This is a genomic window from Cyclobacterium jeungdonense (assembly GCF_010994275.1).
GTDB classification, from domain to species: domain Bacteria; phylum Bacteroidota; class Bacteroidia; order Cytophagales; family Cyclobacteriaceae; genus Cyclobacterium; species Cyclobacterium jeungdonense.
The window spans coordinates 792326-817506 of record NZ_WMCD01000001.1; the positions used below are offsets into that span (position 1 = coordinate 792326).

Genomic DNA, 25181 nt, shown 5'->3' on the forward strand with positions numbered 1-25181 from the left:
ATGAAAATGGAAAAAATGACCTATCGGGAAGCTTTAAAACAAGGGATACGGGAAGCATTGCTCAATGACGAAAGGGTGTTTTTGATGGGTGAGGATGTGGGACATTATGGGGGAGCTTTTGCGGTCAGCAAGGGGCTCTTGCAGGAATTTGGAGCCGATAGAATCATGGATGTGCCCCTTTCAGAATCTGGATTCGTAGGCGCAGGTGTTGGAGCTGCATTAGCAGGGATGAAGCCCATAGTCGAAGTGATGACTGTAAATTTCAGTCTGCTTGCAATGGATCAGATCATAAATAATGCTGCTACTTTATTGCACATGTCTGGAGGACAGCTCAATGTGCCCCTTGTAATCAGAATGGGTTGTGGTATCGGACGTCAGCTTGCCGCGCAGCATTCTCATAGCTGGGAACCCTATTTCGCGTCCGTACCTGGATTGATTGTTTTATCAGTGGGTACGCATGAAGATGCCAGAGGGATGCTCTTATCCGCTCTAAAAAGTCCGGATCCGGTGATTTTATTTGAATATACCTTTATGCTAAACATGGATAAAGAGGTTGCTCCAGATGCTGGAGCTGTGGATATCACTAAAGCCAAGGTAAGGAGAGACGGAAAAGACATCACCCTGATCACCTACGGGAATGGGGTATACAAATCTTTGGAGGCTGCCGAGGAACTCTCCAGTCAAGGTATTGAAGTGGAAGTAATCGATTTGAGGGTCTTAAGACCATTGGATGAAGAGACCCTCCTGGCTTCTGTTGCCAAAACCCATAGGGCATTGGTGGTGGAAGATGCCTGGCGATCAGGAGGTATGGCTGCAGAGGTGTTTTCCAGGATAATAGAAAAGGGATTTTTTGAACTGGACGCTCCTTTACAGAGATTATGCGGCCAAGAAGTTCCTATCCCCTACCCCAGGCATTTGGAAGAAGCCTCCGTTCCCCAACCTCAGGATATTGTGGATACAATCAGAAAAATGATAGGATTATGATTGAGTTTAAAATGCCCAGCCTGGGTGCAGACATGGAAGACGGCACCCTGGTGGAATGGAGGAAAAAGCCAGGTGACCTCATAAATCGTGGTGATATTATTGCCGATGTGGACACGCAAAAAGGGTTGATAGAAATTGAAGTTTTTGAAGAAGGTATTATAGAAAGATTGCTCCTTGAGGAAGGGGTAAAAGTCCCTGTAGGTACATTAATGGCCGTTTTAAGGCCTTTGGACGGAGAAACTGAGGATAAGGATACCTCATCCGTAATTTCACCTGAAGAACCCGAAATAAGGGAAGAGGCTGCTGTTAAACCAAGTATAGAAAAAGAAGAAAGACGGGTAAAAATCACTCCTTTGGCAAAACGAATTGCCCAGGAAAATAAGGTAGACTTTTCAGTGATCGAAGGTACCGGCCCGGAAGGAGCTATTGTGAAAAAAGATATAGAAAAAACCATGGCTGGGTCAGCTGTACCATCAAAAGAAGTGGTACGACCTGATGAACAAGCTAAAGCAGCCAGCCCGACAATCAAAAAAGAGCTCAGGACTCCTTCTACCAAAGCCATCCGTACCGCAGTGGCTGCAGCAATGAGCAAATCCAATAGGGAAATTCCTCATTATTTTTTGGAAAAGAAAATCAATATGAGCAATGCAATGTCATGGCTGAAAGAAATCAATAGCCATCGACCGGTTCAAAAAAGACTTCTTGCTGCAGCGCTATTGATAAAATCCGTGGCAGCATCACTGGATGAGGTTCCAGATCTTAACGGTGTATGGGAAGACGAACTGGTGATAAAAAATGAAATCAATATTGGTTTTGTCGTCTCCCTGAGAGCTGGGGGGATAGTGGTTCCTTCCCTTAAAAATGCTGACTTGAAATCAGTAGATGAAATCATGGAATGGCTGAACGATGTCATTCCGCGTGCCAGATCCTTTAATTTACGCAGTTCTGAGCTATCGGATTCCACCGTCACGATTTCCTCCTTGGGTGAGGGAGGGGCAGATAAGGTTTTCGGTATCATTTATCCGCCGCAGGTTGCGATTATCGGTTTTGGAAATATCATAGAGGAACCTGTTGCACAAGATGGTATGATTGGCATTCATCCTATGTTATTTGTTACCCTGTCGGGAGATCATCGGGCAACAGATGGTATGATTGGCAGCCGTTTTTTAACGGCACTGAATAAACACCTGCAAACTCCCGAAAAATTAGGAAGAGTTTAACAAAGGTCTTATAGAGGAAAATAATTTTATTGGAGATGGACCTACCTGCCTTATGCATGTCAGTCATTTCTGATCATTTGAAAGCAAATTATAAACACATGGAAGAAAAAATAAAAGCTGTAGTTTACGATTCCCTGAAGCAAATAGCGCCCGAAACAGCTCCGGAACAATTGGGTTTAGATGAAAACATCCGGGAGGCTTTAAATATTGACTCCTTCGATGCGTTACAATTCATCGTTGCCTTGAGTGAAAAGTTGAACATTGAAATACCGGAAAAGGATTATGGTCAAACGGCTACCATGAGAAACCTCATGGCGTATTTGAAAAAGAAAAAGCAAGTTTAACTAAATTAGTATAATAAAACCAATATTTACCATGATTAAGAATCCAATTACCCAAATTGGAGTATGGCTCGACCAATCCAAAGCTTATCTAATCGGTTATAAGAACGGTGTGGCACAACTCCTGGAAACAATTGACTCACCTTATTCTAGTCATTTTAGGGAAGCAGGTGAAGGGAGTGATCATACCAAATTCGGACCTGGTACGCATTATACGTCTGGCAATGAAAACAGAAAGCACAATATAGCTGAAAATGAATTGAATGAATATTTCAAGTTATTGGAAGACAAGCTGACAGGATATAATGATATACTCCTGATAGGTCCTGGCACTGCTAAGGAACGGTTGAGAAAAAAACTATCTGATAATCAGAAATTTGCAGCCAGCCTCATACATACTAAGACCAGTGATAGACTGTCTGATAATCAATTATTGGAATATGTCAGGGTATTTTATAAGAATACCTAAGACCATAGGAGATGTTCCATTTGTTCGGGCAAAGGGAAATTGATAGGCAATACCAATAATTATTCCCGCTGATTGTATTCAATTCCGTTGCTGCGAGGGATTCTATTATTGATATTTAAATCACTACTTTTTCCTTTTAGCGGTTTGACTGGAAATTTATTTAATAAGAGGTCTATGGCTGGATGGACCGGATACAATAAATATTTGGAATCATAAATATCCCCTTCAGTACTGGCTGTCCATATCCTTTTTTTAAGTTTTCGGTCAAATACATTGAGCGTGATGGTTCCTTCGAGGTAGGTTTCTGTATGTTGGGAAATGGGAATGCTCCAATGGGGTGGATAGCCCCAGCCGTACCAGGTGTAGAACCTGTACCGGGGGTAATAGTAAGGAAAATAATAGGGGTTGTAAAAATAATATCCCGGGTAAAAATCGGCATACCGCGTTACAATTCGTTCTTTTTCTTCATTTAGTAAAACAAGCTGTAAAACCATATCTGGTGAATCTACATCAACGGTAAAACCCCTTTGGCTAAAAGCGTGAGTAATGTAATTTTTTGCATTATTACGCACGATGTCCATGTCATAATCTTCCGTTTTTACTTTCTCCGGATCATCTACGTCCTCAGGAGTCCAGGCAAAGGTTCTGTAACTTCGAAAATCTATACTTCTATCATAATTGTAGGATACCTTGTTAAACGTGTCACAGCTGCCAATAATCAAAATGCAGGCTATTGCAATGATTTTCCTTCTCCTGAAAGCCATGTGAAATTGTAGGTTTAATTGAGATTCAAAGATCGCTGATAGATACACCTAATTCACCAATTAGGCTGGCACTTCCCCGGTATCTGAAGGATCAGAAGGGAAAATGTCCTCTGATTCACCTTTGATCACGGTACCGTTTTCGTTGATCCGAAGTTTTGTGATGGTATTGTCTATTATAACTTCAATATCATACACCTGTTGCGAATCCAATCTGCTGGTTCTCACCAGTTCAAATAGAAAACCAGGTTCAAAATTTTCTTTGAGATATTCCGCTATTTTAATCGGGATTTTTAAATTGTTCTTTTTCATATCAAAGATTGACAATTCGTTCTAATTGCGGAAGGTTGAGGATTTTTAAACCATCTGGATTGATTTCAATGAGCTTTTCATCTTTAAAATCAGCCAGGGTGCGATTGAGTGACTCGGTAGTTGTACCCACAATGCTGGAAATATCCCTTCTGGCGATAGAAATTGCCCGGTTTTCAGTGTTTCCGGTATGCTGTTTTCCGATTTTCAATAAAGTGCCCGCCACACGTTGGCGTACGGACTGGTAGGCAATGTCCAAGAGCCTGTTCTCCATTTCTTCCAGATTGTTGGAAAGCATTTTTATGAATATATTTGCCACCTCTTTGTTGGTGAACATCATTGATAAAAAATCAGGCTTGGGAATAAAGGATATTTCTACATCCACTAATGCTTCCGCATTTTCATTATAGGGTTTATCCTCAAGTAAAGGGAGATAACCAAGAAAAGAGCCCTCTTCATGGATGTCGATTATCAACTCCTTTCCGAAATGATTTACTTTGTAAGTCTTGACCTGTCCTTTTAGAATATAAAAAAGGTGGTTTGGGTTTTGCCCCTCCATATAGATTAGGTCTTTTTTCCTGAAAATGCGGCGGGCCTTGTTTTCGTAGAGTTTTTTAAATTCCAAAAGCCCTTTTGCATGTTGATTAAATACAGGCTCATCTTGAATTGGCGCTGATGGTCGAAACGCTTTTTTTCTCAATCGAAGTTCAATCACCTTTAATAAATCCACTCCATCAAAGGGTTTGGAAATATAATCGTCTGCACCTAGGTTCATACCGGCCCGGAAGTCGCTTTTCTCTGCTTTGGCTGTAAGAAAAATAAATGGAATACCCGAAGTGTCTTCCATTTTGGATAAAATATGCAATACGGTAAAGCCATCCATTTCAGGCATCATGATATCACAAAGAATCAAATCCGGATGGTTTTGTTGGGCCAATTCCACGCCTGTTCTTCCATTTTGCGCATAGATGACTGAATAACCAGCTAGTTTTAAAATAGCAGAAATATTTTCAGCCATTTCCAAATTATCTTCTATTAGCAAAATAGTATAAATCATTGCTCTATTTGATAAAGTTTCATAACAATAGCTCGAAATCCTATCAGGAGACATAATATGCTTTAAACGGCAACGGGTATTTTTTCATTCCTGAATGAACTTTACCCTGGATTTCAAGATTAATCCAGATCCTCGGTGTCATTAGCTCAACAATTGAACTCCAAAAGGCTGATACTAGGAACAGCGATCCAAAACACAGGAGCATAACGAGAATAATACCGATAGTGAGCGACATGACGTCTTCAAATCCCGCATAATTTAATATACTGGAAAAGGTTAAGCTTCACCAATACCTATAGCAGCAATCCTTTTTATAATTCGATCAATCTTGCTCATAATTGTTTTTCAAATCGTCCGAAATTTTGGAAACCAAAATTGTTCCTAATCGAACAAGATTTATTCTGATTGATGAGATCTTTCTCATATAGTGAATATAGAATATTTTTTATTAAATTTCAATGATTTTTAATGAGCAACAACTATGATTAATCTCAGGTTTGGTGATACCGGACCGATAAAAATAAAGCTTTTGATGTGAGTTTATCTTTATGATGATGGTTGTCATTTTAATTGAAAAATATATGAATGATTTTTGATTCTGTTTACACAGTAATGACAACAGTACCTCAATTATGTTGTAAGGAAGTTTACAAAACAGATCATTATGGAGAGGCATCCTATCCATTCGTCAAAAGTTATTCCGTTAGATACCGTTGTTGAGCCATTTCAGGCCGTTCCGTTGAGTAACAAGGAAACCTACTCCGGTGAGATACTTATTATATAACTGGGGAGGCTTACGTTTCAGAATGGGCCGGAGTATTTTATTGCAGCTGCCTTCAAGGTATTAAAAAAGGAAAAGCGGTTTCGTTTTGTTATGGCTGTCGAGGGGTGCTTGTTAAAAAAAATGATTGAAATGACAGCAACGCTGCGAATTTCTAATCGGTTTCATTTTACCGGATTCCTAAAAGAAAATCAGGTATCCCAGTTACTTTCAATAAGTGATGCTTTTGCAGACGCGATGACGCCATGTATGGGATAGGTGCTTACCGCGGAATCTCCAGAGTCCTGGCTAATGGAATAACAGAAGTTCAAAACTTTGGCTGGAAGGTCTAAAGCTAAATAATCTATAATACTTATCAACAATTTGTCACATAGAAAATTAAGGTGTATTATGAAGAATATTTGCTTATCTTTCCAAGTCCACCAGCCCTTCCGTTTAAGAAAATTTCCGTTTTTCGATATTGGGGAAGCTGTCGATTATTTTGATGATGCTGCTAATACCGCAGTATTAAAAAGAGTAGCCACGAAGTGTTATCTTCCATCCAATAAATTATTATTGAAACTTTTCCAGAAACATGGTAAAGAATTCAGGGTTAGTTTTTCCATTTCAGGAACTTTTCTTGACCAATGTGAGCAATACATGCCGGAAGTAATTGAAAGTTTCAAGAAATTAGCTGAAACAGGTAATGTAGAATTTTTAGGTGAAACATATGCCCATTCCCTGTCAGCCATGAAAAGCAAAGAAGAGTTCATCCGGCAAGTAAATGCCCATGCCGAAAAAATTGAATCACTTTTTGGTGAACGCCCCATTGCCTTTAGGAATACCGAATTGATCTATGCCGACTTCATTGGAGAAACTGTGTATGAAATGGGGTATAAAGTAATGCTGACAAAAGGATCGGATTGGGTCCTGGGATGGAAATGTCCCAATTATATGTATAGCAACTGTGCTAATCCAAACCTACGGCTATTGTTTAAAAACTATCATTTAAGTGACGATATCTCCATCCGCTTTTCGGATCGGAGTTGGACGGAATGGCCTTTAACAGCTGAAAAATTTGTTCATTGGCTCAAGGCAATTCCCCAGGAAGAAGAAATAGTGAACCTCTTCATGGACTATGGAACCTTTGGGGAACATCAGGATGCAAAAACAGGTATATTTGACTTTCTGGGAGAGTTTCCGGAAAAGGTTCTCAAACAGGAAAATTTAAAATTTATTACCCCCTCTGAAGCGGCACTTCTACCGAATATGGGTGATTTTGCCATCCCTTATCCTTTATCCTTGGAAAATGAAGATAGGAATTTGACCGCCTGGCTAAGCAATGATATGCAGCAGGATGCATTGGACACTTTATATGATCTGGAAGATAAAGTAGTCAATTGTCAGGATACAAAATTAAGGAAGGATTGGTTATATCTACAGAGCATTGATCATTTATACTATATGTCTACAAAAGGTTCTTCAGGTAGCAATTTACATACATCTTTCAGCCCTTACAATTCTCCTTTCGCGGCCTTTATCAATTATATGAATGTTCTGACAGATTTATCTCAAAAATTGGACAGGGTGCCGAATCACAGAAATTTTTTTGGTATTCAATTTATTTAGAAAAATGAGAAACTTCCGGTCATAAAGCGTGTTTTTTTTAAAAAAACATGAGGTAGAAACCGGAAGCTTTCACAATATTTTTATATGGAGAACCTTCAGATTCCTTGTTTAAGGGTGGGTACATACTTTGCAACCTTTGATACCTCCTTTAACGCCAAGGTTTAGCACCTTTTTACCTTTAGGGCTATTCCGGAAAACTGTAATACCCTTTGCTTTATGTTCCCACGCCATTTTATAAAGCTCATCAACAACATTATGACTGGCTGATTCCGGCAGGTTGATAGTTTTTGAAACCGCGTTGTCTGTATATCGTTGAAACGCTACCTGATGTTTAAGGTGCCATTCCGGGCTAATCTCCAAGGCCGTCTTAAATAAGGATCGGATAGGCGTTGGCAGGGAAGTTATATCGTCACAGGTTCCTTTTTCAAAAACGCTTTCCAATATGGAGTTTACATCATGATGATGTTCATACAGGTAGTCCAGAAATTGGCGGTTTACCGTGGTGAGGGTGTCATCATTTAAAACATGCATTCGTTGATAAGCCAGGGCAAACAAGGGCTCAATGGATGAAGAAGTATCCGCAATGACAGAAATGGTCCCTGTTGGTGCGATGCTTGTACAGGTAGCGTTTCGCAGAGGTTCATTTGGATAATAAATACTTTTCTCCCAGTTTGGGAAAGGACCTCTTATCATTGCTAAGGATCTGGATGATGCTTTACTTTTTTCCTGAATAAAATGCATCAGTCGGGAAGCCAATTCAACAGCTTCTTGAGTATCATATGGGATCCCCAATTTAATCAGCATTTCGGCCCAGCCCATGACGCCCAACCCGATTTTTCTGTTGCGATAGGTTATCTTTCTGATTTTCGGATTAGGATATTGGTTTACTTCTATTACATCATCCAAAAAACGGATCGCTATATCAATTGTCTTTTCCAGGCCGAACCAATCAACCGATCCGCCAATAGTCATTTTCGACAGATTGATAGAACCAAGGTTACAGGACTCATAGGGCATCAAAGGAACTTCACCACAAGGGTTAGTCGCATTTATCTTACCCAGGCCTGGAGTAGGGTTTTTCGAATGAATGGTGTCTAAAAAAATTAAACCGGGGTCTCCATACAGCAGGGCATTTTCTACTATTTGGTTCCATAAATTTCCTGATTCCAGGGTTTTTATAACTTTTCTGTTATTTGGATGAATTAGATCCCATGGGGCGTTTCCGTATACTGCCTTCATGAATGCATCGGTAATCCCAACTGAAATATTGAAGTTTTGCAAGTTGCCTAGTCCCTTTTTGGCGGAAATAAATTCTTCAATATCCGGGTGGTCTGCGTTAAGGATGCCCATATTAGCCCCACTTCGCTTACCACCCTGTTTCACATGTGCTGAAGCAGCATCGAAAATTTTCATAAACGATACAGGTCCTGAGGCATAGCCACCCGAAGTATATACCGGGTCACCTTTTGGGCGGAGTTGGGAGAAGTTGAAGCCGGTCCCTCCCCCTTTCTGATGAATTAGCGCAGCTTGTTTTAAGGTAGAAAAAATACTCTCGAGACTATCCACCACAGGAAGCACGAAACAGGCGCTTAACTGCCCTGCCACTGTACCCGTATTCATAAGGGTGGGCGAGTTGGGAAGAAAAGCCAACCTTTTCATCACTTCGAAAAAAGATTCAGTCCAATTATTAACTTCCTTTTCCCCTCCCCATTTTCGTTCTGCCGCTGCTATTCCCCTTGCCACACGTCGAAACAATTCTTCCGGTGTTTCATCAGCGGAACCAGAAGTTCCTTTCTGGAGATAGCGTTCTTTAAGCACCATCAAGGCATTATCTGCTAATTTCACCATATGGATCAGTCATATTCTCATTTAACGGTAGTGCACCACGTTCAGGCAACCCCGGTATTGGTTTTCTGGAAAAGTTATTTTAATTCGAAACCTTCATAAATAATCGACGGGTGAGACTTTTTAAACGAAAATATCCTGATTTTTCGGGGCATGAAAAATGATTTGAATATCAAATAAACATGATAGTTATCACAGCTGGAGATGCTGAACGTTGGTACTAAACATCATTATAGTTTCTGTTTATTTCAATTGAAGAAAATCGTCATTCTTGTTTTTGAAAATCAGAAAAATCGGGATTGGACGGAATAGTCACGATAAAGGTGGAACCCTGATTCAGCTGGCTTTCTACCACTACCGTACCTTTCATCAAATCAACATACTTTTTCACGATATTTAGTCCTAGCCCTGTTCCTTCAATGTTATTTGCATTTTTAGCACGAAAAAAGCGGTTAAATAAATATTTTTTTTCCTGTTCAGGAATACCCATTCCGTGATCTATAACTTTAATGATTAATTGTCCCGCATCGGCTTTGGAAATCAATTCAATCGCTTCAGAGGGGTCGGAAAATTTGATAGCATTCGATAAAAGATTAATGAGTATATTCCGCAAAAACTGAGGATCTAAATAAAAAGTTTCCAGCGATCCTTCGTGGGTGTAACGGATCTGTTGGTCGGTTTTTTTAATTAACTCTAACTCCTCCATGATTTCCTGAACGCATAGACGAATATTGGTATTTGAATAGGATGGGCTGATCCTCCCCTCCTCCAATTTACTCAACGAGAGGAATTCGTTTAAAATAGTGGTCATATTATTCACCGATCTCCTTATCCGCTGTAAATGAGAGGTTTTTGATTGCTCAAGTTGCTCCTGACTAAAATTTTCCAAAAGAAACACCGATGACAGGATGGTACTCAATGGGGTTCTGAATTCATGGGAAGCCATGGTTACAAAGCGGGATTTCAATTCACCCAATTCACGTTCTCGTTCCAATGCACGGATCAGTTCCTCTTCCATCTTTGTCAGGGATTTATTGTTTTCTTTTAGAGTTTTTAACTCTTCTTCAAGATTACCTTTCCGTTCATTCAATCGGAATTCCAAATCTTGATTGAGCTTATTAGAATGCGCTTTTACCTTCAAAAGTTGCGCTTCAGCCTTTTTTCCTTCCGAAATATTTTTCACAAAAACGATTACCATTTCGTCCGCTTCAACGGTTGAGTAACCCAGACTTATCTCTATCGGAAATTCATAACTGTTCTTATGAATCGCATGAAACTCTCTGTTCTCCTTTCTGAGTGGGCTATTTAGGAGTTGGTAATATCTATCCTTAGGACCGGCGTGTTGCCCTGAAATTCGATCAGGAATTAGGCTTTCGACCTTTTTTCCCTTTAATTCATTTTTAGAATAACCAAAAAGTTCCTCTGCATAACGGTTGGCCATAATGATTTCACCTGCCTGGTTGATGATAAGTATCCCTTCATTGATAGTTTCGAAAATAGCGGAATGCCATTTTATTTCCCCTATTTTCTTGTTAAGTGCATGTTTATGCTGATAATTTAAATAAATCCCAATCCATATTGTAAAAAGTATTACTAAACCTTCTGAAACGTCAAAAATATCTGAATTTACGGAATTAGTTGATATAAAATAATCAAAAATAATAGTTAAGAACGTAAGAATACCAAGTATGTAATGAAAAATCCTCTTATCTGAAATTAATAGAAGAGAAAATACAATAAGAAAATACGGCAACGACCTAGTAAACTGGTCTCTCCAAAAGTAAATAAGAATGACAAAAATAACCAGAATGCTGACGATAAAATTGATAAATCTGATTTTCTTTTTGATTTCATCCATGCTGGGAGGCGTATATTATTCTAAATATAGATAAATCGCCTGTCTGGAAAAAAATATATGAAAATATATTTTCTATGTAAGTAAAAATGTATATTTCATACCTTTTGGAAAAGCTGTTGATTTATTGGAGAAATAAATTATGAAGTATCAAACTCAACTTGCTAAACAAATGATTTTTGATTCGATTTTCTTTTAGCACGTTTTAAATTTGATGATTCTCATTTTTCTGGAATGCCTAATAGGTGGTTAGGAAAGGCTGGAAAAGTGGTATACCCACGGTCTTTTTCCAGCCTTTCACAGATTATTGAAAAACCTCCACAAAAACGCTCCCTAGGTTACCTTTATTTTCTGAACTGGCTTTAAGGGAGTCTCCTTGACCTTTGGAATAGTAACCTTAAGGATACCATTTTCATACTTAGCCTGAATTCCATCCTCTTTGACATTTTCAGGAAGGAAAAAATTTCGGGAAAATGAATTGAATGAATATTCTTTTTTAGAATATCCGTCTTCCTCCTTTTCTTTCTCCTCTTCCTGTTCAACACTGATTATCAAAGTATGATTATCGATTTCAAGATTGAAATCCTTTCGCTGTAAACCCGGTGCTGCAAGTTCGAGTTTGTATTCACTGGCGTTTTCGCTAATATTTGCCGTAGGAATAGTAATACCCAAGCGGGCAGGCATCAAATCCAGGTCAAAATTGAACAAATCGCGGTCCCAAAATGTGGGCCTTAAAAGATCTGGTAATAATGAGGGCATACCTCCGTTTTTTCTAAGTGTCAAATTCATAATTGCCTCCTTGTTGATTTTTGTTAAGTTAAAATTTACATTTAAAATATTTAGAAGAGAATGACGGAAATGGAAGGTTTTGAGATTTTAATTGTGGCAGTTATACGGTGCTCCCCTAACCGTTTGATATACATTTGAATTATAGTTTAAAAGATTATTCCATTTTCATCTATTTTATTACACCATTTTCATCTATTTTTATTCTCATGCGCTTATTGCCGTTTTCTAATAAGAGTTTGTATCTCTTAGTTATACCTTTTTCTTCATGGTAATTTACCAGGTATACGTCCTCAGAGATAGTCCACTGGGGAAATCTTTCCGCAACGGAATCTCTAACCTCTTTTGGCAGATTTACATTTTTGAATTTTTCAGCAGTACGCAATAGATTTCCCTCTTTATCATAGGATGCAAGGATTTTACCTTCCGGAATAAAAAAGGAAACATAGTAATAATCATATTCATCTTGATAAAATTCTGAATTTTGTAAATCAAACGCAGCGGCTTCCAGTTGAAGTCTTCTCACGGGTTCAGCCTCTTCTTTAAAGTTTGCGGAATTAAGGTATTTATAGTTTACAGCTGTTACTTCAATTTCTGGCAGTTCTACCTGACCAAAGGAATGAAAAGTAAACCCAAATACTCCAACGATTAACATTAATTTAGATTTTTTCATTTTTTATTAAACAAGATAATTCAACTACCCTGTTTCACCCGCTTTAAGTGAATGAAAGAATAGTAAATGAAAGATAGTAGGTAGACTAAAAAAAGAAAATGATGGAAATTGTCTTGAACAGATGATTTTAATTGCGAGTGAAAAAAAAATAAAATTGTCGATGAAGGAATTCTCATTGACCTTATTTTTTTTTCTGAAAAACTCCTCCCAGTATTCCTGTAGGCTTTATTTGAAAATTTCCGGAAAGATTTTATGCTCGTATTCTTTGAATATTTTGGTTATAGTTCTTCCACCATTACAGGAATGCCTGGTTCGCCTTGAAACCAAGTCGTTATTTGTTGCTACTTTTTTGATGGTAACTCACAAATTTCAGGCATGAATCCCCCATACACCTTAATAAAATCATTAAGTTCACAGCATTTAAAATATATTAATCTGATGATCGCTATCATCAGATTAATATATGTTTTCCGGTATTTTTACTGTAAATAAGGTAGTAAAGGAGGATTCTAGGTACAAACCAAAAAATAATACAGATTGATTTGTTCCTGAAGACCCACATTAGTAAAACAAAAAAATATGTTCCACAATTTAATCTAAGTAAGGATGAGATCAAATGACGAAATTCAAAAAGATGTGCTGGCAGAAATCAAATGGGATCCGGAATTAAAAGATGTTCACACCCAAATAGGCGTCGCCGTAAAGGATGGTGTCGTTACAATTTCAGGATTGGTAAATACTTATAGGAAAAAGCGAGCAGCAGAACAAGCTGCCCAAAGAGTCCGTGGAGTAAAAGTAGTAGCTTGTGATATTGAGGTTAAAATTGGATCATTTGGAAAAAAGAGTGATACGGAGATCGCAGAGGTTATAAAAGATGCCTTACGATGGAATAGCGCAGTAAATGAAGATAAAATCGAAGTTAAAGTTGACAATGGTTGGGTGTTTCTGGATGGTGAGGTTGAATGGAATTTCCAGAAAACGTCTGCAGAAGACAGTATCGAAAGCCTGCTAGGTGTCAGAGGCATTACAAACAATATCTCCATTCAAAAACCTGAAATCGATATTCTTGACATTAAGGGCAAAATAGCAGGGGCATTTCACAGGGCTGCTACTATTGATTCCAACTCTATAAAAATAGAAACACGGGGCAGTAGCGTACAGCTTTCTGGAAAAGTCCGATCAATGGCGGAAAAAAAGGATGCAGAGAGAATCGCTTGGTCGTCTCCGGGAGTATTAACAGTAGATAATAAAATAACCGTTAATTCCGAAATTTTGGCTTAGTTAACCTCAAAAATACTCTTTTTGACAAAAGGCGGAATTGTCTTCCCGCCTTTTTTGCTTCTCTCCAAAAGAAATTTTATTGAATAAAATTTTCCTTAGTCCGCTACCCTAATTCTGAGGGGGTTAAATAATTCCCATCCAAATAGTTTGCGCGTATTTCCCATTTATTTCATACCTTCATGTGGAATTAATTTGCCAAATCATGAAAAAGAATATCCTTATCGGAGCTGGAATAATCGTATTGATATTTATTATCTGGGTGGTTTATGGTTTGTTTTTCGCCACACCGGTAAGTCCCCCGGCCACGGCTTCCTACAGTCAGGACGGATTGGAAATCACTGTGGATTACAGCCAACCTTCCAAAAAAGGCCGGCTGATATTTGGGGAGGAAAGTGATGGTGCATTGCAGCCTTATGGACTTTACTGGAGACTGGGTGCGAATGCCGCTACCGAAATCACGTTTAACCAGGATGTGACCTTTGGTGGTGAACCTGTAAAGGCAGGAACCTACCGCATGTATGCCATTCCCGGAGAGGATGCATTTGAAGTAATTTTAAACAGCGAAACCGATGTTTTCTTTGGTGCCGTAGAGCCGGATTCGGAATTGGATGTGGTGAAGGTTGATGCCCCGGTTCAACCAACTCCTTCGGAAGTGGAGACCTTTACCATTGATATCAGCTCCTCAGACGGCGGTGCCAGGATTACCTTTAGTTGGGATCAAACTCAGTTTACCGTACCGGTAGCCCTACAATAAAAAATGGCATTCTCTAATAAGAAATGGGTTTGGATGCCCATTTCATTTTTATTGTTTCTGGGCCTGGCGTATTGGCTTATAGGTAAAATTCAGTATAGGCTTAACGTGATGGATGTAGAAGAATATGCACCTGTATCCACGCTTAAAGTGCCGGAACACCTGCTCACCAGTGCGAAGTATCCTTTCGTAGATGTGCATAACCACCAGTTTACCATGCCCATTCAAAATCTGGACAAATTGGTACAGGAGATGGATGATTTGAACATGGCCGTAATGGTTAATTTAAGTGGTTTTAGAGGAAAATACCTGGAGTGGTCCCTGAACAATGTCAACGAAAAGTATAGCAATCGATTTATCCTTTTCATGAATCTCGATTTCGAAAAACTGGATGACGAGGGCTGGCCAAATGAAACCCTGACCAAGATGGAAGAGGCGGTTAAGATGGGCGTAAAAGGCTTGAAAGTATATAAGACTTTAGGCCTCACTGAGACGGATAATGAGGGTAATAGAATACAGGTTGATGATCCCAGATTGGACCCTATATGGGCCAAGTGTGGTGAATTGGGAATTCCGGTGCTGATCCATACCGGTGAACCGCCTGCTTTCTGGTTGCCGAAGGACAAACACAACGAGCGATGGCTGGAGCTCAAGCAATACCCTTCGAGGTACAAGGATCCGGAAGCAAACCCTTCTTTTGAGGAAGTAATGGCCGAACAGCACAACGTCTTCCGAAAACATCCGAATACCAAATTCATTGCAGCCCATTTGGGTTGGTTTGGAAACGACCTTGCGCGATTGGGAAATTTGCTGGATGAAATGCCGAATGTGTATACCGAATTAGGTGCCGTTTTGGCAGAATTAGGAAGACAACCGGTGACGGCCAGGGCCTGGTTGATAGCCTATCAGGACAGGGTTATGATGGGAAAAGATGCCTATAACAAGGAAGAGTACTACACTTATTTTCGTGTGCTGGAGACCAGTGACGAGTATTTCGATTACTACCGAAAACGGCATGCGCATTGGAAAATGTATGGCCTGGCTCTCCCCGATGCTGTCCTACGGAAAATCTACTACAAAAACGCCATCGAGGTAATCCCCGGTATTGATACTTCTTTGTTTGAGATGGCGGAAGAATAGGCTAATCGGTGCCTTATTTTTCGCTATTGAGCTGTAAAAATAGCTGCCTCAAAATATACGGAGTTAAATCTGAACAACTTACGTGGTTTACGGTCACTCTATTTAGATAAAACTGCTAACTAGGAAAAATTTAACTTATTTATTTGCTAGTGGCCTGCTATTTACTTTTTCTTGTGGTGGAGGATCCTCTACGACCGAAGAATCTGAAACAGAGGAAGTGATGATTGAAGAAGCACCAGTTGAAGAGGAAACGTCAAAAGACATCGTGGACCTGGCGGTTGAAACCGATGCCCTATCCACACTGGTTGACGCCGTAAAGGTGGGAGATCTTGTTTCCACCTTGCAGGGAGATGGTCCGTTCACTGTTTTCGCCCCTACTAATGACGCATTTGCCGCAGTACGCGAAGGTACATTGGAAAGCCTGTTGAAGCCTGAAAATAAAGATCAACTGGTAGCCATTTTAACCTATCATGTGGTTCCAGGTAAGGTAATGTCCACTGACCTTTCTGACGGTATGAAGGCCGCTACCGTTAATGGTGCGGAAATCACCATCACCACGGCTGGTGGCGCAAAAGTAAATGGTGCCAATGTAGTAACAGCAAACGTGGAAGCTACTAATGGTGTGGTCCATGTAATTGATGCGGTTATTTTAACTCCTTCCGAATAAATGGATTATTCTGCTAAAAATCAGAGCCCCTAAATGAGGTTTTTTTTATGACCACTCTTACTTAGTATAACGTTTCAATAAAACTTAAATTTAGTAACATTTCTTTAATTTAGTAACATTTCTTTTTTATACGGCCAGACAAACATTTCCATAAAAACTTAAATACGTCAACTAAATACCGTTTACCAATTGTTTTGATTCTTCTTGGGTTCGGCAAATACATAACAGGCGGCCAAAAAATAAACTGCTACATAAAATGCCGCCAACTGTACCTCAATTGCTGGCAAAATTACTCGTCAAAAGATTCTTTTTCCAACTCAACTATAACTTCATTTCTTCTATTCACCATTTCAAAAGGGGCATTATATCCCAAAAAAAAGAATTGATTGGTATGCGCAATCTCTTCAGCAGCTAACGCATCAATCAGTTTCGTTTTGTATTTCGCTATTTTTTCGTCCGATGCCCACCCCCCAAATCGGATCGCCGCAACCGTTTTGGCAGGTTCCTCCCGAAATAGGATTTCTGATCGGTCGGGCTGTGGAAGTGTTTCTTTGGAATACTTCTTTGGAATCATAAACATCATCGTCATGGAGTCTTCCAACGACATGGCTACTGGCGTAGTCATGGCAATTTTTTCTTTTTGTTCATTTCCTCCAAAAATATATCCAGCTAAAATGGAGAATCCCCGGTTGGAAACGGCTTTGTAGCTATCGGAAGAAAGTTTGACGGAAGTAAACAATCTTGCCTCATACGTGCGAAGTTCAAAGTCCTCGTATTTTTTAAGTACTCTATAGGGGTAGGTTTCCGTGTTTTTTTTTTCAGTCATGGCATATAGTTGTATCACAATAACTACAAATAAGATAATTCCGAGAGAGATAACTATTAGTTTCATTTTTTTAACGAATTGGTTTGTGACCTGAATTTAGTGATTCACACCCAGCTATTTAAGTAAGCGTTTTCGCAAGGAATTTGTTTCTCCAATTTTTCACCAAAAACCGCTTTCTTGCATCATTCCGCTTTAATAACGTAGCCATTGCTGTTGGTTCTGCAGAGATAATCGGGTCAAAATGACACTCTGGATGCACATCTGCCAGGAAATAAGTATCTTGTGCTGAAAAAAAGTCAACCATGAAACCCAAAAAGAGTAGCCTTGCCGGCTCCAAAGGCGTAATCGTCTGCTTGTTTTTTCTGTTTTTCGCCTGTTATACCACACTGAGCGCACAGGATGCGGTCATTTCCGGTGAGTTTATCGTCGAGCCTCCTACCCTCCTGAACCTGGGATTCGAATGGAAAATTTCCGGTGACGAAAACCGCAATGCAAAAGTAGCGGTCAGCTACCGCAAAGAAGGGAGTTCGGAATGGCTGCAAGGCATGCCCCTACTTCGGATCGGAGGCGAAAAGATTTTCCGCGAGGCAGAACAGTTGGAGTATACCGTGCCTCACCAGTTCGCAGGTAGCGTTCTTGACCTCGAACCCGGAACTACCTATGCCTGCCGTTTTGAACTTTCAGATCCGGATGGCGTCTCAGGAACTACCCTTAGGGAAGTAAATATCACAACGCGAACGGTTCCAAAAGCCTACGAACAAGGACGCACGCTGCATGTGTATCCTCCCGGGTTTAAAGGTGAAAAGATACAGCCGGCTTTTGAGGGCCTTAAAAAGGCTTATTATGGCTCCGGGTTAGGAGATTGGTCGGTAGTAAGCGAGAAAACCGTACAACCTGGAGACGTAATTCTGGTACATGCCGGTACCTACAAAGCCGACTTATTGGACTATGTGGACCCCCATGGGATTCCATTTGACGGGACTTACGTTTTGAATGTCAAAGCCACCGAAGAAAAACCCATTGTCATTCGTGGTGCGGGAGATGGGGCCGCTATTTTTGACGGCAACGGTGCCCATCGCTTATTTGATGTAATGGGCACGCAGCACCATATTTTTGAGAACCTTACTTTCCGGAATACGGACATCGTATTTTCGGCCGGTACAAAAGGAGTAGTCGGAGCGAGCAACCTAACGATCCGCAATTGCCGGATGGAAGACGTAGGCTTGGGGCTGATTTCGGAATTCGCTGGATCAAGGGACTTCTACATCGCTGATAACGTGATTTTAGGAAGGGATCCACGAAACCATCTGGTAGGTTGGGCCAATCCGGACCCCTATCCCCCTAGCCCATTAAAGAGTTACATGGGAATTAAAGTCTACGGTTCAGGACATGTGATCTGCCACAATGCGCTGGCCTTTTTTCACGACGGTATCAACGTTTCCACTTACGGCACGCCGGAGGAATCACAGGATTTAAAGGCCGTCTCCATCGATATTTACAATAACGACCTGCACTTGATGGTAGACGACTTCATAGAAGCAGACGGGGGCGTACATAATATCCGGATCATGCGAAATCGCGGGGTCAATTCGGGACAGTGTGCGCTGAGTGCGCAGCCGGTTTTTGGCGGTCCGGCCTATTTTATCCGCAATGTTGTCTACCATATACCCAACGGATTTGCACTTAAATTCATGTCCAAACCTGCCGGTCTGGTTGTGTACCACAACACCATCATTGCAGAAAACAGGAATACCCAGACCTTTTCTAATGCCCACTTCAGGAACAACCTGTTTATGGGTACCAACGTTTCCGGCAGGCCAGTGAATGCCTTTCCCTTTGCGACGGCTTATTCGACCTCCGATTACAACGGGTATCGGCCCAATCCCAATACCGAAAACCATTTTCTTTACCTCGGGCCAGCGGATAATGAAGTATACAATTACGAGCTAAGCAGTGAAGATATACACCGTTTTTCCTCACTGAAAGCCTTACACGCTGCAAGCGGTTTGGAGGCAAATGGCGTACTACTGGACTACGAGGTATTCAACGAAATGACTGCTCCTAATCCCGAAAAACCCCATGGTATTTACCATGCTGAAGATCTGGATTTCACCTTAAATCCAACTGGAAAAGCAGTGGATAGAGGCACCGTGATTCCCAATATTAACGATCATTTTACGGGAAAGGCTCCGGATTTGGGGGCGCTGGAAGCAGGTGACACTCCGCCCATATATGGTCCAAGGGGGCTGGATGACCGGATTTGGTACCGATAGGGGTAGCTACGATGACTTCTGTCTGATTTCTATAAAACGGTTTATTAAGGCTATCCAAAAACAAAGGAGAGATCCTTTGGAATACCCGCATCCTTGGCGGATTGTGGAGTGATGGGGCTTTTCAGGATTACATTGGACGGATGGCGATCACTTTTTTTATTGACGGTAAATACGAAAAGGCCCCTATCAATAAGAGCTGACATTCGTTTGCCTGTGCACAATCCGTCGCCAGGCACCTATTCCGCCAAGGCCTTTACGATTCGTTTTGGCTGGTACTCCCTGTCAAAAAGCAGCGGATAATCGGTTCTGCCCCGCACTGGCCAATTGTTCTTCCAGGACTGAGAATCGGCGGCCCCCCAAGTGGTTACCCTGGAAATTTTATCGGAATGCTTCAGAAACAAGTTAAAAAAATCAAGGTATCGTTCCGTGAATGCAGCATTCACCTCGTCCGGCAATCCTTGCGTATACGGATTTAATTTTTCATGATAAGCTTCCGTATTTGTGATTTCTGCTCCTCCGTCATTTCCTGGGGAAGGCAATACGCTTAGGTCCAGTTCGGTTATCATCACGTTTACCCCAAGGTCGGCAAAAGTAATGATGCTTTTTTCAAATTCATCCAGCGAAGGATATTTCATCCCTATATGCCCCTGCATGCCTATTCCATCTATCTGTATGCCTTTTTGGTGTAAGGCCCTCACCATCCTGACTACTCCCCCTCTTTTCCCCGGGTTGGACATGGAATAATCATTGTAATACAAGGCTGCTTCCGGGTCGGCTTCGCGGGCAAACTGAAAGGCCAGGTGGATAAACTCCTCTCCAAGGATCTGATAAAATTTGCTATTCCTGTAAGATCCATCGTCAAGAACGGCCTCGTTGACCACATCCCAGCCATGAACGCGCCCTTTATACCTTCCTACCAGCGTTTTGATATGGGTTTCCATTCGTTGTTTCAGTACCTCTGGGGAAATATCATTTCCTTGTTCATCGGTAAAAAACCAGTCGGGAGCCTGAGAATGCCAGATTAAAGTATGCCCGACAATGTGCATGCCGTTCTTTTCTCCGAATTCTACGAAGGCATCGGCTAGTTCAAAGGTAAACTCCCCCTCCCTTGGCTGGATGCGCTCGCTTTTCATCACATTTTCCGGTGTGATGGAATTAAACTGGTTTGTAATCAGATCTACTGCCACTTGATTTTCCCCTGTAATTTGTCGGCGATTCATAGCCGTCCCGATATAGAACTTCCCTTCAAATAAATCCTTAAGGGATTGGGTATCCCTATCCTGGGAATGAGCCCTATTGCTGGTTTGCGCAGGGCATCCAATACCTACTGATACTGCGATTATAACTAATATTTTTTTCATCGTTTTTCTAATAAAAGACACCATCAAAGAATTCCCTCATTTCGGCTGCATAAGGCTGCATCGGATGGACCATAACTGGGAGCCGCTGCTTTAACGGACCTGGTAATTTCCTGCTTTACCTGATCTACTGATTTCGAAGGGGGAATATAGCTTGGCATAAACGCATACAGCAATTTATTGATCCAGCGGTAGTCTATGCTAAATGCAACGTATTAGCCTCCTTTTACCGTGTAATAAATGGCATCCAGGCTATAACCGGAAGCAGGAGTAGCTTTGATGGTTAACGCTGTCCCCCCCCCTTTACGATTCTGTCACAAGGAATTTGAGGACTTATGGTAACGGATCCGTTTTCTGGGGTAACTAATGTTACTTGATAGGTATCTCGTGAAGCTATATTTATTGCCATTTTCTGATTAGGTTTTGCCCTCAACCAAACGACTATTGATTCACGTTGGCGCCCGAGCTACCGAAGATGACAAACCTCTCTGGGTGTTGATAAGCAAGAAGCCGCAACTTAAGAAACGCTAGCCGCACTAATTACCCGCTTTGATATAGGCCCAGCCCTGCTCCTGCTTAATGATGATTTCTGCCAATGCCGAAGGAACAGTAATTACACCGGAAATCAGGTCTTCTTTAGTTGCCTTGGCTCTGCGCATGGTATTTTCGCAGGCAGCAAACACCACCCCACGTGTAAGCAGATCGGTAACTCCATCCGTTACCTTACTTTCGTCCTTCAACAGAAGCGGAAGCGCCTTTCCGTGGCAAATAACTTCAATTTCCGCATTGGGCAAGGCACGAAGGATATTATTGAGCTGACCGATGGCCTGCTCTTGATCCACGGCTTCCCCTTTGGTGACCTGGAATACCACGCGGTGAACTTCCTGATCCACTATTTGCGCTTTGAGCAGAAAAGGACTGCTCAGAAATAATAAAAGCAGCATAAGACGAACAAAGGGTTTCATAACTTTTTTAAATTTGTTCGAATATACGTCAAATTTCAAATTTTTATGCCGGTATTTCTTCTTCTTTTTCTGGTTTGGCTGCCTGTACCAGGTCATCAAAGATCATATAGAGGCAAGGTACGATTACCAAAATAATGGCGGTAGCAAAAATAATCCCAAAACCCAAGGAAATGGCCATTGGAATCAATTGCATAGCCTGACTGGAGGTTTCCAGAATAATAGGCGTCAATCCGCCAAAAGTGGTCAGGGTCGTCAAAATAATGGGTCGGAATCTTCGCACTCCTGCTTCATGTATGGCTTCAAATGCGGTGGTATGCTTGCCCCGGTGTTTATTGGCATAATCGATCATAATCAGTGAATCGTTTACCACAACTCCGGAAAGGGCAATTACGCCCATTAAACTTACAAGTGACAAGTCATACCCTAACAGAATATGGCCTATAACCGCCCCTACGATGCCAAATGGAATGGCCATCATGATCACAATGGGCTGGGTGTAACTGCCTAGAGCCACTGCCAACAGACAAAAAATTAACAACATGGCAATAATAAAACCGGACCAAAGCGCTTCTGTAGATTCCCGCATTTCGGCTTGACTACCTTCGTAAGTCCAGGCTAATCCGGGGAAATCTGCTCGCAGCTGGGGCAAAACCCGTTCGTTCATTGCCTTAAGCACACGGGTCTGGGCAGCGGGAGGTTCTACATCCATGCCTACATTTACGACCCGCTTGCCATCCCGGCGATTGATATTGGTAAAGGTTTCCCCTTCCTGTATGCGCACCACATCCATCAAAGGTACAGCGGTGCCATTAGGCGCCTGAATGATAAAATCCTCCAGGTAGTCCATATCCTTTCGTTCTTCCAGGGGCAATTTTACCCGAATCTCAAACTCGTTGATTCCTCGAAGTTGCCGCATGGCCAGGGCACCGAAAAAAGCATCTCTAATTTGCTGTCCTACTATATTAGGCGTCAGGCCCAGGTTGCGCCCTTCTGGTAACAATTCAAACCCTAATTGCAGCTTGCCTTTGTTGTAATTGTCGCTTATATCCCTGGTTTCTGAAAATTCCTGTGCCCGTTGAACAAATTCCTCACTGGCACGCTCTAAGACATCGATATTCGGATGGCTTAAATCGACGCTAATGTCCTGACGTGCACCTCCCGGACCCCGCTCCGCTTCAAAATTGATTTGGTCGACCCCTTTGATGTCTCCTATATTATCCCGCCATAGCGCTATGAGTTCTTTGGGGCTCATGTCCCGCTGATCCGGCGGTTTCATAACTATTTCCACATCTATAAAATCCTTTCCCCGAACGTTGGTCTTAACTCCCTCTGCTACTTCATAGAGGTTATGAGTTTCAAACATGTTACGAGTATTCGTGGTGATTTCCGTAGCTATTTTCGCTGCCTGGTCATTGGTAGTGCCAACAGGAAGTCGCACTGCGGCCTCGATTTCGTCCGCAGCCACTTCAGGCATTAGCACCATGCCCATGTGGTCGCTGTAGCCAAACCCTCCTACCAGAATCAAAAGCGAAATGGCAGCAGTAAAGGTGAGGTAACGGTTACGCAGGCAAATATTGAGGAAGGGTTTGTAAGTTCGATTTACAAAACGGTTAAATCCTTCAGCAATGGTTCCCTGCCAGGTTTCCAGCCTTAAAATCCAAGGGTGTTTTTTTGTTTTGGGGGGCTTTGTAACATGGGATGGCAGTATATAAAGCGCCTCGAAAAGTGAAACAAAAAGCACAACAATCACGACCACTGGAAGTGGCCACCAATATTTACCCGTTTCACCGGGGATAAATAACAGCGGCACGAATGCAATTACGGTAGTTAAAATACTAATCACCACTGGTTTGGATACGTCCCTGGCTCCCAAAATAGCGGCATCCATGTAGGAATATCCCTTTTGCCGGTATTCGTAAATATTTTCACCCACCACAATGGCGTCATCCACCACTATTCCCAAAACGATCAAAAAGCCAAACATGGAAATCATGTTTATGCTGATGCCTACTGCCGGAAAAAATATCATGGCACCCACAAAGGAAATGGTCATGCCCATCATGACCCAAAAGGCCAATCGGTATTCCAAAAAGAGTCCCAAAATGACAAGCACGATAACGATGGCCATCAAGCCGTTTTCAGTTAGCAAGGAAAGTCTCTCGCGAAAATCTTCCGCTCTATTACTTTCTATACGCACCTGAACGCCTGGGGGTAAACTAGGTTTAAACTCCTCCAGAATCGTTTTAACCGCAGCTTCTATTTCCAGGGGAGATTGATTACCAATTCGGAATACCTCCAGGTCCACTGTGTTTTGTTGTTCAAATTGCCCATGAAACCCTACTTCCTCAAACCCGTCCCTGATACTGGCTATATCCCCAAGGGTAACCGTAGATCCGGATTCGGAAGAAATGATATCAATTTTAGCAAATTCTTCGGCTACAAGTTTGCGTTCTTCCATGCGCAGCAGAATTTCCCCGGATAGGGTTTCAATGGATCCCGCAGGAATGTCCCGGCTTGAATTTTCGATCAGATCCGCCACTTGTCCTAAGGTAAGGTTGTACTTTAGCAAGGTATTCCTGGGAATTTCCACATGCGTCACAAAATCCGGTACATTGCCTATTTCTACCTGGGTGATTTGATCGTCACTTAGAAATCGGGTTCGCAGCCTTTCCGCCAGAATGCGAAGGGTCCACACGTCTACATCGCCATAAATCCCCACCTGCATCACATCCATCTGCTGATTTTGAAGCACAATCTGGGGCCTTTCAATGTCATCCGGAAAGGTTTGTATCCGGCTTACCGCCTGGTTGATATCCTGAAGGGCTTTCATTCGATCGGTACCCGGTATCAACCAGATTTCTACCGTACCTGAACCCTCATTGGCAGAAGAGATGATTTCTTTGATGCCCTGAACCTCGCGTACTATTTCTTCCACGGGCAGGACAATGCCCTGTTCCACTTCCTCCGGCGCCGCGCCCGGATAAACCACCGATATTTCCACGATGTCGAGTTGGAATTGGGGAAATACCTCCTTTTGAATGGTATACATGGTATACACGCCACCGGCAAGCAAGATGACCATCAGCAGATTTGTGATGATGGGCCTTCGGGCCATAAAGGCAATGGCTCCTTTTTCCGTCTCGGGCTTTGTTCCTTCTTTCATCTGTTTATTATTTTTTTTCAACGGTCAGATGGAATCTCGCATGCTTTATAATCATCCCACTGTGTGAC

The 25181-nt window shown here is 41.7% G+C and carries 23 protein-coding genes; 11 read left to right on the plus strand and 12 right to left on the minus strand.

Annotated features, from left to right (window positions below; genetic code table 11):
• The 4 genes from GKS34_RS03065 to GKS34_RS03080 all read left to right on the plus strand — a co-directional run bounded on the left by GKS34_RS03065 (window position 1) and on the right by GKS34_RS03080 (window position 3014).
• Window positions 1-984 (plus strand): alpha-ketoacid dehydrogenase subunit beta, encoded by a 984-nt coding sequence (locus GKS34_RS03065; protein ID WP_163383329.1) that lies wholly within the window; start codon window positions 1-3, stop codon window positions 982-984.
• Window positions 981-2204 carry a dihydrolipoamide acetyltransferase family protein gene (locus GKS34_RS03070; RefSeq protein WP_163383330.1) on the plus strand — a complete coding sequence of 408 codons (1224 nt, stop codon included), beginning with the start codon at window positions 981-983 and terminating at the stop codon, window positions 2202-2204. Before GKS34_RS03065 ends, GKS34_RS03070 begins: the two co-directional genes overlap by 4 nt.
• Window positions 2205-2302: 98 nt before the next feature.
• Window positions 2303-2548 carry an acyl carrier protein gene (locus tag GKS34_RS03075; protein ID WP_163383331.1) on the plus strand — a complete coding sequence of 82 codons (246 nt, stop codon included), beginning with the start codon at window positions 2303-2305 and terminating at the stop codon, window positions 2546-2548.
• 31 nt (window positions 2549-2579) lie between these two features.
• Complete coding sequence (locus GKS34_RS03080) at window positions 2580-3014, plus strand: hypothetical protein (RefSeq protein ID WP_163383332.1); 435 nt, start codon at window positions 2580-2582, stop codon at window positions 3012-3014.
• Window positions 3015-3073: 59 nt separating this feature from the next.
• Here the strand turns inward: GKS34_RS03080 and GKS34_RS03085 are convergent, their stop codons facing one another.
• Genes GKS34_RS03085 through GKS34_RS03095 form a run of 3 tightly spaced genes read right to left on the minus strand, consistent with a single transcriptional unit; the run spans window position 3074 to window position 5141 of the window.
• A complete protein-coding gene (locus GKS34_RS03085) occupies window positions 3074-3778 on the minus strand; it encodes a DUF4136 domain-containing protein (RefSeq protein ID WP_163383333.1) in 705 nt (234 codons plus the stop codon).
• 60 nt (window positions 3779-3838) lie between these two features.
• Window positions 3839-4087, minus strand: a complete 249-nt coding sequence (locus GKS34_RS03090; RefSeq protein WP_163383334.1) for a hypothetical protein — start codon at window positions 4085-4087, stop codon at window positions 3839-3841.
• Between the two features lies 1 nt (window position 4088).
• The gene (locus tag GKS34_RS03095) at window positions 4089-5141 is read right to left on the minus strand and encodes a response regulator (protein WP_163383335.1); all 1053 of its coding nucleotides are present in this window, start codon (window positions 5139-5141) and stop codon (window positions 4089-4091) included.
• Between the two features lie 784 nt (window positions 5142-5925).
• Between GKS34_RS03095 and GKS34_RS23710 the strand changes: the two genes are divergently transcribed.
• Both GKS34_RS23710 and GKS34_RS03105 read left to right on the plus strand, forming a co-directional pair.
• Window positions 5926-6180, plus strand: a complete 255-nt coding sequence (locus GKS34_RS23710; RefSeq protein WP_163383723.1) for a glycosyltransferase — start codon at window positions 5926-5928, stop codon at window positions 6178-6180.
• Between the two features lie 132 nt (window positions 6181-6312).
• Window positions 6313-7530: a glycoside hydrolase family 57 protein gene (locus GKS34_RS03105; RefSeq protein ID WP_163383336.1), complete on the plus strand. Its 1218-nt coding sequence runs from the start codon at window positions 6313-6315 to the stop codon at window positions 7528-7530.
• A 108-nt stretch (window positions 7531-7638) separates the two neighbouring features.
• Here the strand turns inward: GKS34_RS03105 and GKS34_RS03110 are convergent, their stop codons facing one another.
• The 4 genes from GKS34_RS03110 to GKS34_RS03125 all read right to left on the minus strand — a co-directional run bounded on the left by GKS34_RS03110 (window position 7639) and on the right by GKS34_RS03125 (window position 12689).
• Entirely contained in the window at window positions 7639-9378 is a 1740-nt protein-coding gene (locus GKS34_RS03110) for an adenosylcobalamin-dependent ribonucleoside-diphosphate reductase (protein WP_163383337.1), read from the minus strand.
• 262 nt (window positions 9379-9640) lie between these two features.
• Window positions 9641-11233 carry a sensor histidine kinase gene (locus tag GKS34_RS03115; RefSeq protein WP_163383338.1) on the minus strand — a complete coding sequence of 531 codons (1593 nt, stop codon included), beginning with the start codon at window positions 11231-11233 and terminating at the stop codon, window positions 9641-9643.
• 330 nt (window positions 11234-11563) lie between these two features.
• On the minus strand, window positions 11564-11989 hold the full coding sequence (locus GKS34_RS03120) for an Hsp20/alpha crystallin family protein (protein ID WP_240459172.1): 426 nt from the start codon (window positions 11987-11989) through the stop codon (window positions 11564-11566).
• 199 nt (window positions 11990-12188) lie between these two features.
• Window positions 12189-12689 carry a nicotinate-nucleotide adenylyltransferase gene (locus GKS34_RS03125; RefSeq protein ID WP_163383340.1) on the minus strand — a complete coding sequence of 167 codons (501 nt, stop codon included), beginning with the start codon at window positions 12687-12689 and terminating at the stop codon, window positions 12189-12191.
• 606 nt (window positions 12690-13295) lie between these two features.
• Here GKS34_RS03125 and GKS34_RS03130 point away from each other — a divergent pair.
• The 4 genes from GKS34_RS03130 (at window position 13296) to GKS34_RS03145 (ending at window position 16528) form a co-directional block, all read left to right on the plus strand.
• On the plus strand, window positions 13296-13970 hold the full coding sequence (locus GKS34_RS03130) for a BON domain-containing protein (RefSeq protein ID WP_163383341.1): 675 nt from the start codon (window positions 13296-13298) through the stop codon (window positions 13968-13970).
• 202 nt (window positions 13971-14172) lie between these two features.
• Window positions 14173-14724 carry a DUF2911 domain-containing protein gene (locus tag GKS34_RS03135; RefSeq protein ID WP_163383342.1) on the plus strand — a complete coding sequence of 184 codons (552 nt, stop codon included), beginning with the start codon at window positions 14173-14175 and terminating at the stop codon, window positions 14722-14724.
• A 3-nt stretch (window positions 14725-14727) separates the two neighbouring features.
• On the plus strand, window positions 14728-15861 hold the full coding sequence (locus GKS34_RS03140; RefSeq protein ID WP_163383343.1) for an amidohydrolase family protein: 1134 nt from the start codon (window positions 14728-14730) through the stop codon (window positions 15859-15861).
• Between the two features lie 220 nt (window positions 15862-16081).
• Entirely contained in the window at window positions 16082-16528 is a 447-nt protein-coding gene (locus GKS34_RS03145; RefSeq protein ID WP_163383344.1) for a fasciclin domain-containing protein, read from the plus strand.
• A gap of 289 nt (window positions 16529-16817) precedes the next feature.
• Here the strand turns inward: GKS34_RS03145 and GKS34_RS03150 are convergent, their stop codons facing one another.
• A complete protein-coding gene (locus GKS34_RS03150; RefSeq protein ID WP_163383345.1) occupies window positions 16818-17420 on the minus strand; it encodes an SOUL family heme-binding protein in 603 nt (200 codons plus the stop codon).
• Between the two features lie 236 nt (window positions 17421-17656).
• Between GKS34_RS03150 and GKS34_RS03155 the strand changes: the two genes are divergently transcribed.
• On the plus strand, window positions 17657-19627 hold the full coding sequence (locus GKS34_RS03155) for a right-handed parallel beta-helix repeat-containing protein (RefSeq protein WP_163383346.1): 1971 nt from the start codon (window positions 17657-17659) through the stop codon (window positions 19625-19627).
• 50 nt (window positions 19628-19677) lie between these two features.
• Here GKS34_RS03155 and GKS34_RS03160 read toward each other — a convergent pair whose 3' ends face one another.
• The 4 genes from GKS34_RS03160 to GKS34_RS03175 all read right to left on the minus strand — a co-directional run bounded on the left by GKS34_RS03160 (window position 19678) and on the right by GKS34_RS03175 (window position 25113).
• Complete coding sequence (locus GKS34_RS03160; protein WP_163383347.1) at window positions 19678-19830, minus strand: hypothetical protein; 153 nt, start codon at window positions 19828-19830, stop codon at window positions 19678-19680.
• Window positions 19831-19863: 33 nt separating this feature from the next.
• Window positions 19864-20988, minus strand: a complete 1125-nt coding sequence (locus GKS34_RS03165; RefSeq protein ID WP_163383348.1) for an endo-1,4-beta-xylanase — start codon at window positions 20986-20988, stop codon at window positions 19864-19866.
• Window positions 20989-21521: 533 nt separating this feature from the next.
• A complete protein-coding gene (locus GKS34_RS03170; protein WP_163383349.1) occupies window positions 21522-21950 on the minus strand; it encodes a DsrE family protein in 429 nt (142 codons plus the stop codon).
• Window positions 21951-21993: 43 nt separating this feature from the next.
• Window positions 21994-25113, minus strand: a complete 3120-nt coding sequence (locus tag GKS34_RS03175; RefSeq protein ID WP_163383350.1) for an efflux RND transporter permease subunit — start codon at window positions 25111-25113, stop codon at window positions 21994-21996.
• Between the last annotated feature and the right edge of the window lie 68 nt (window positions 25114-25181).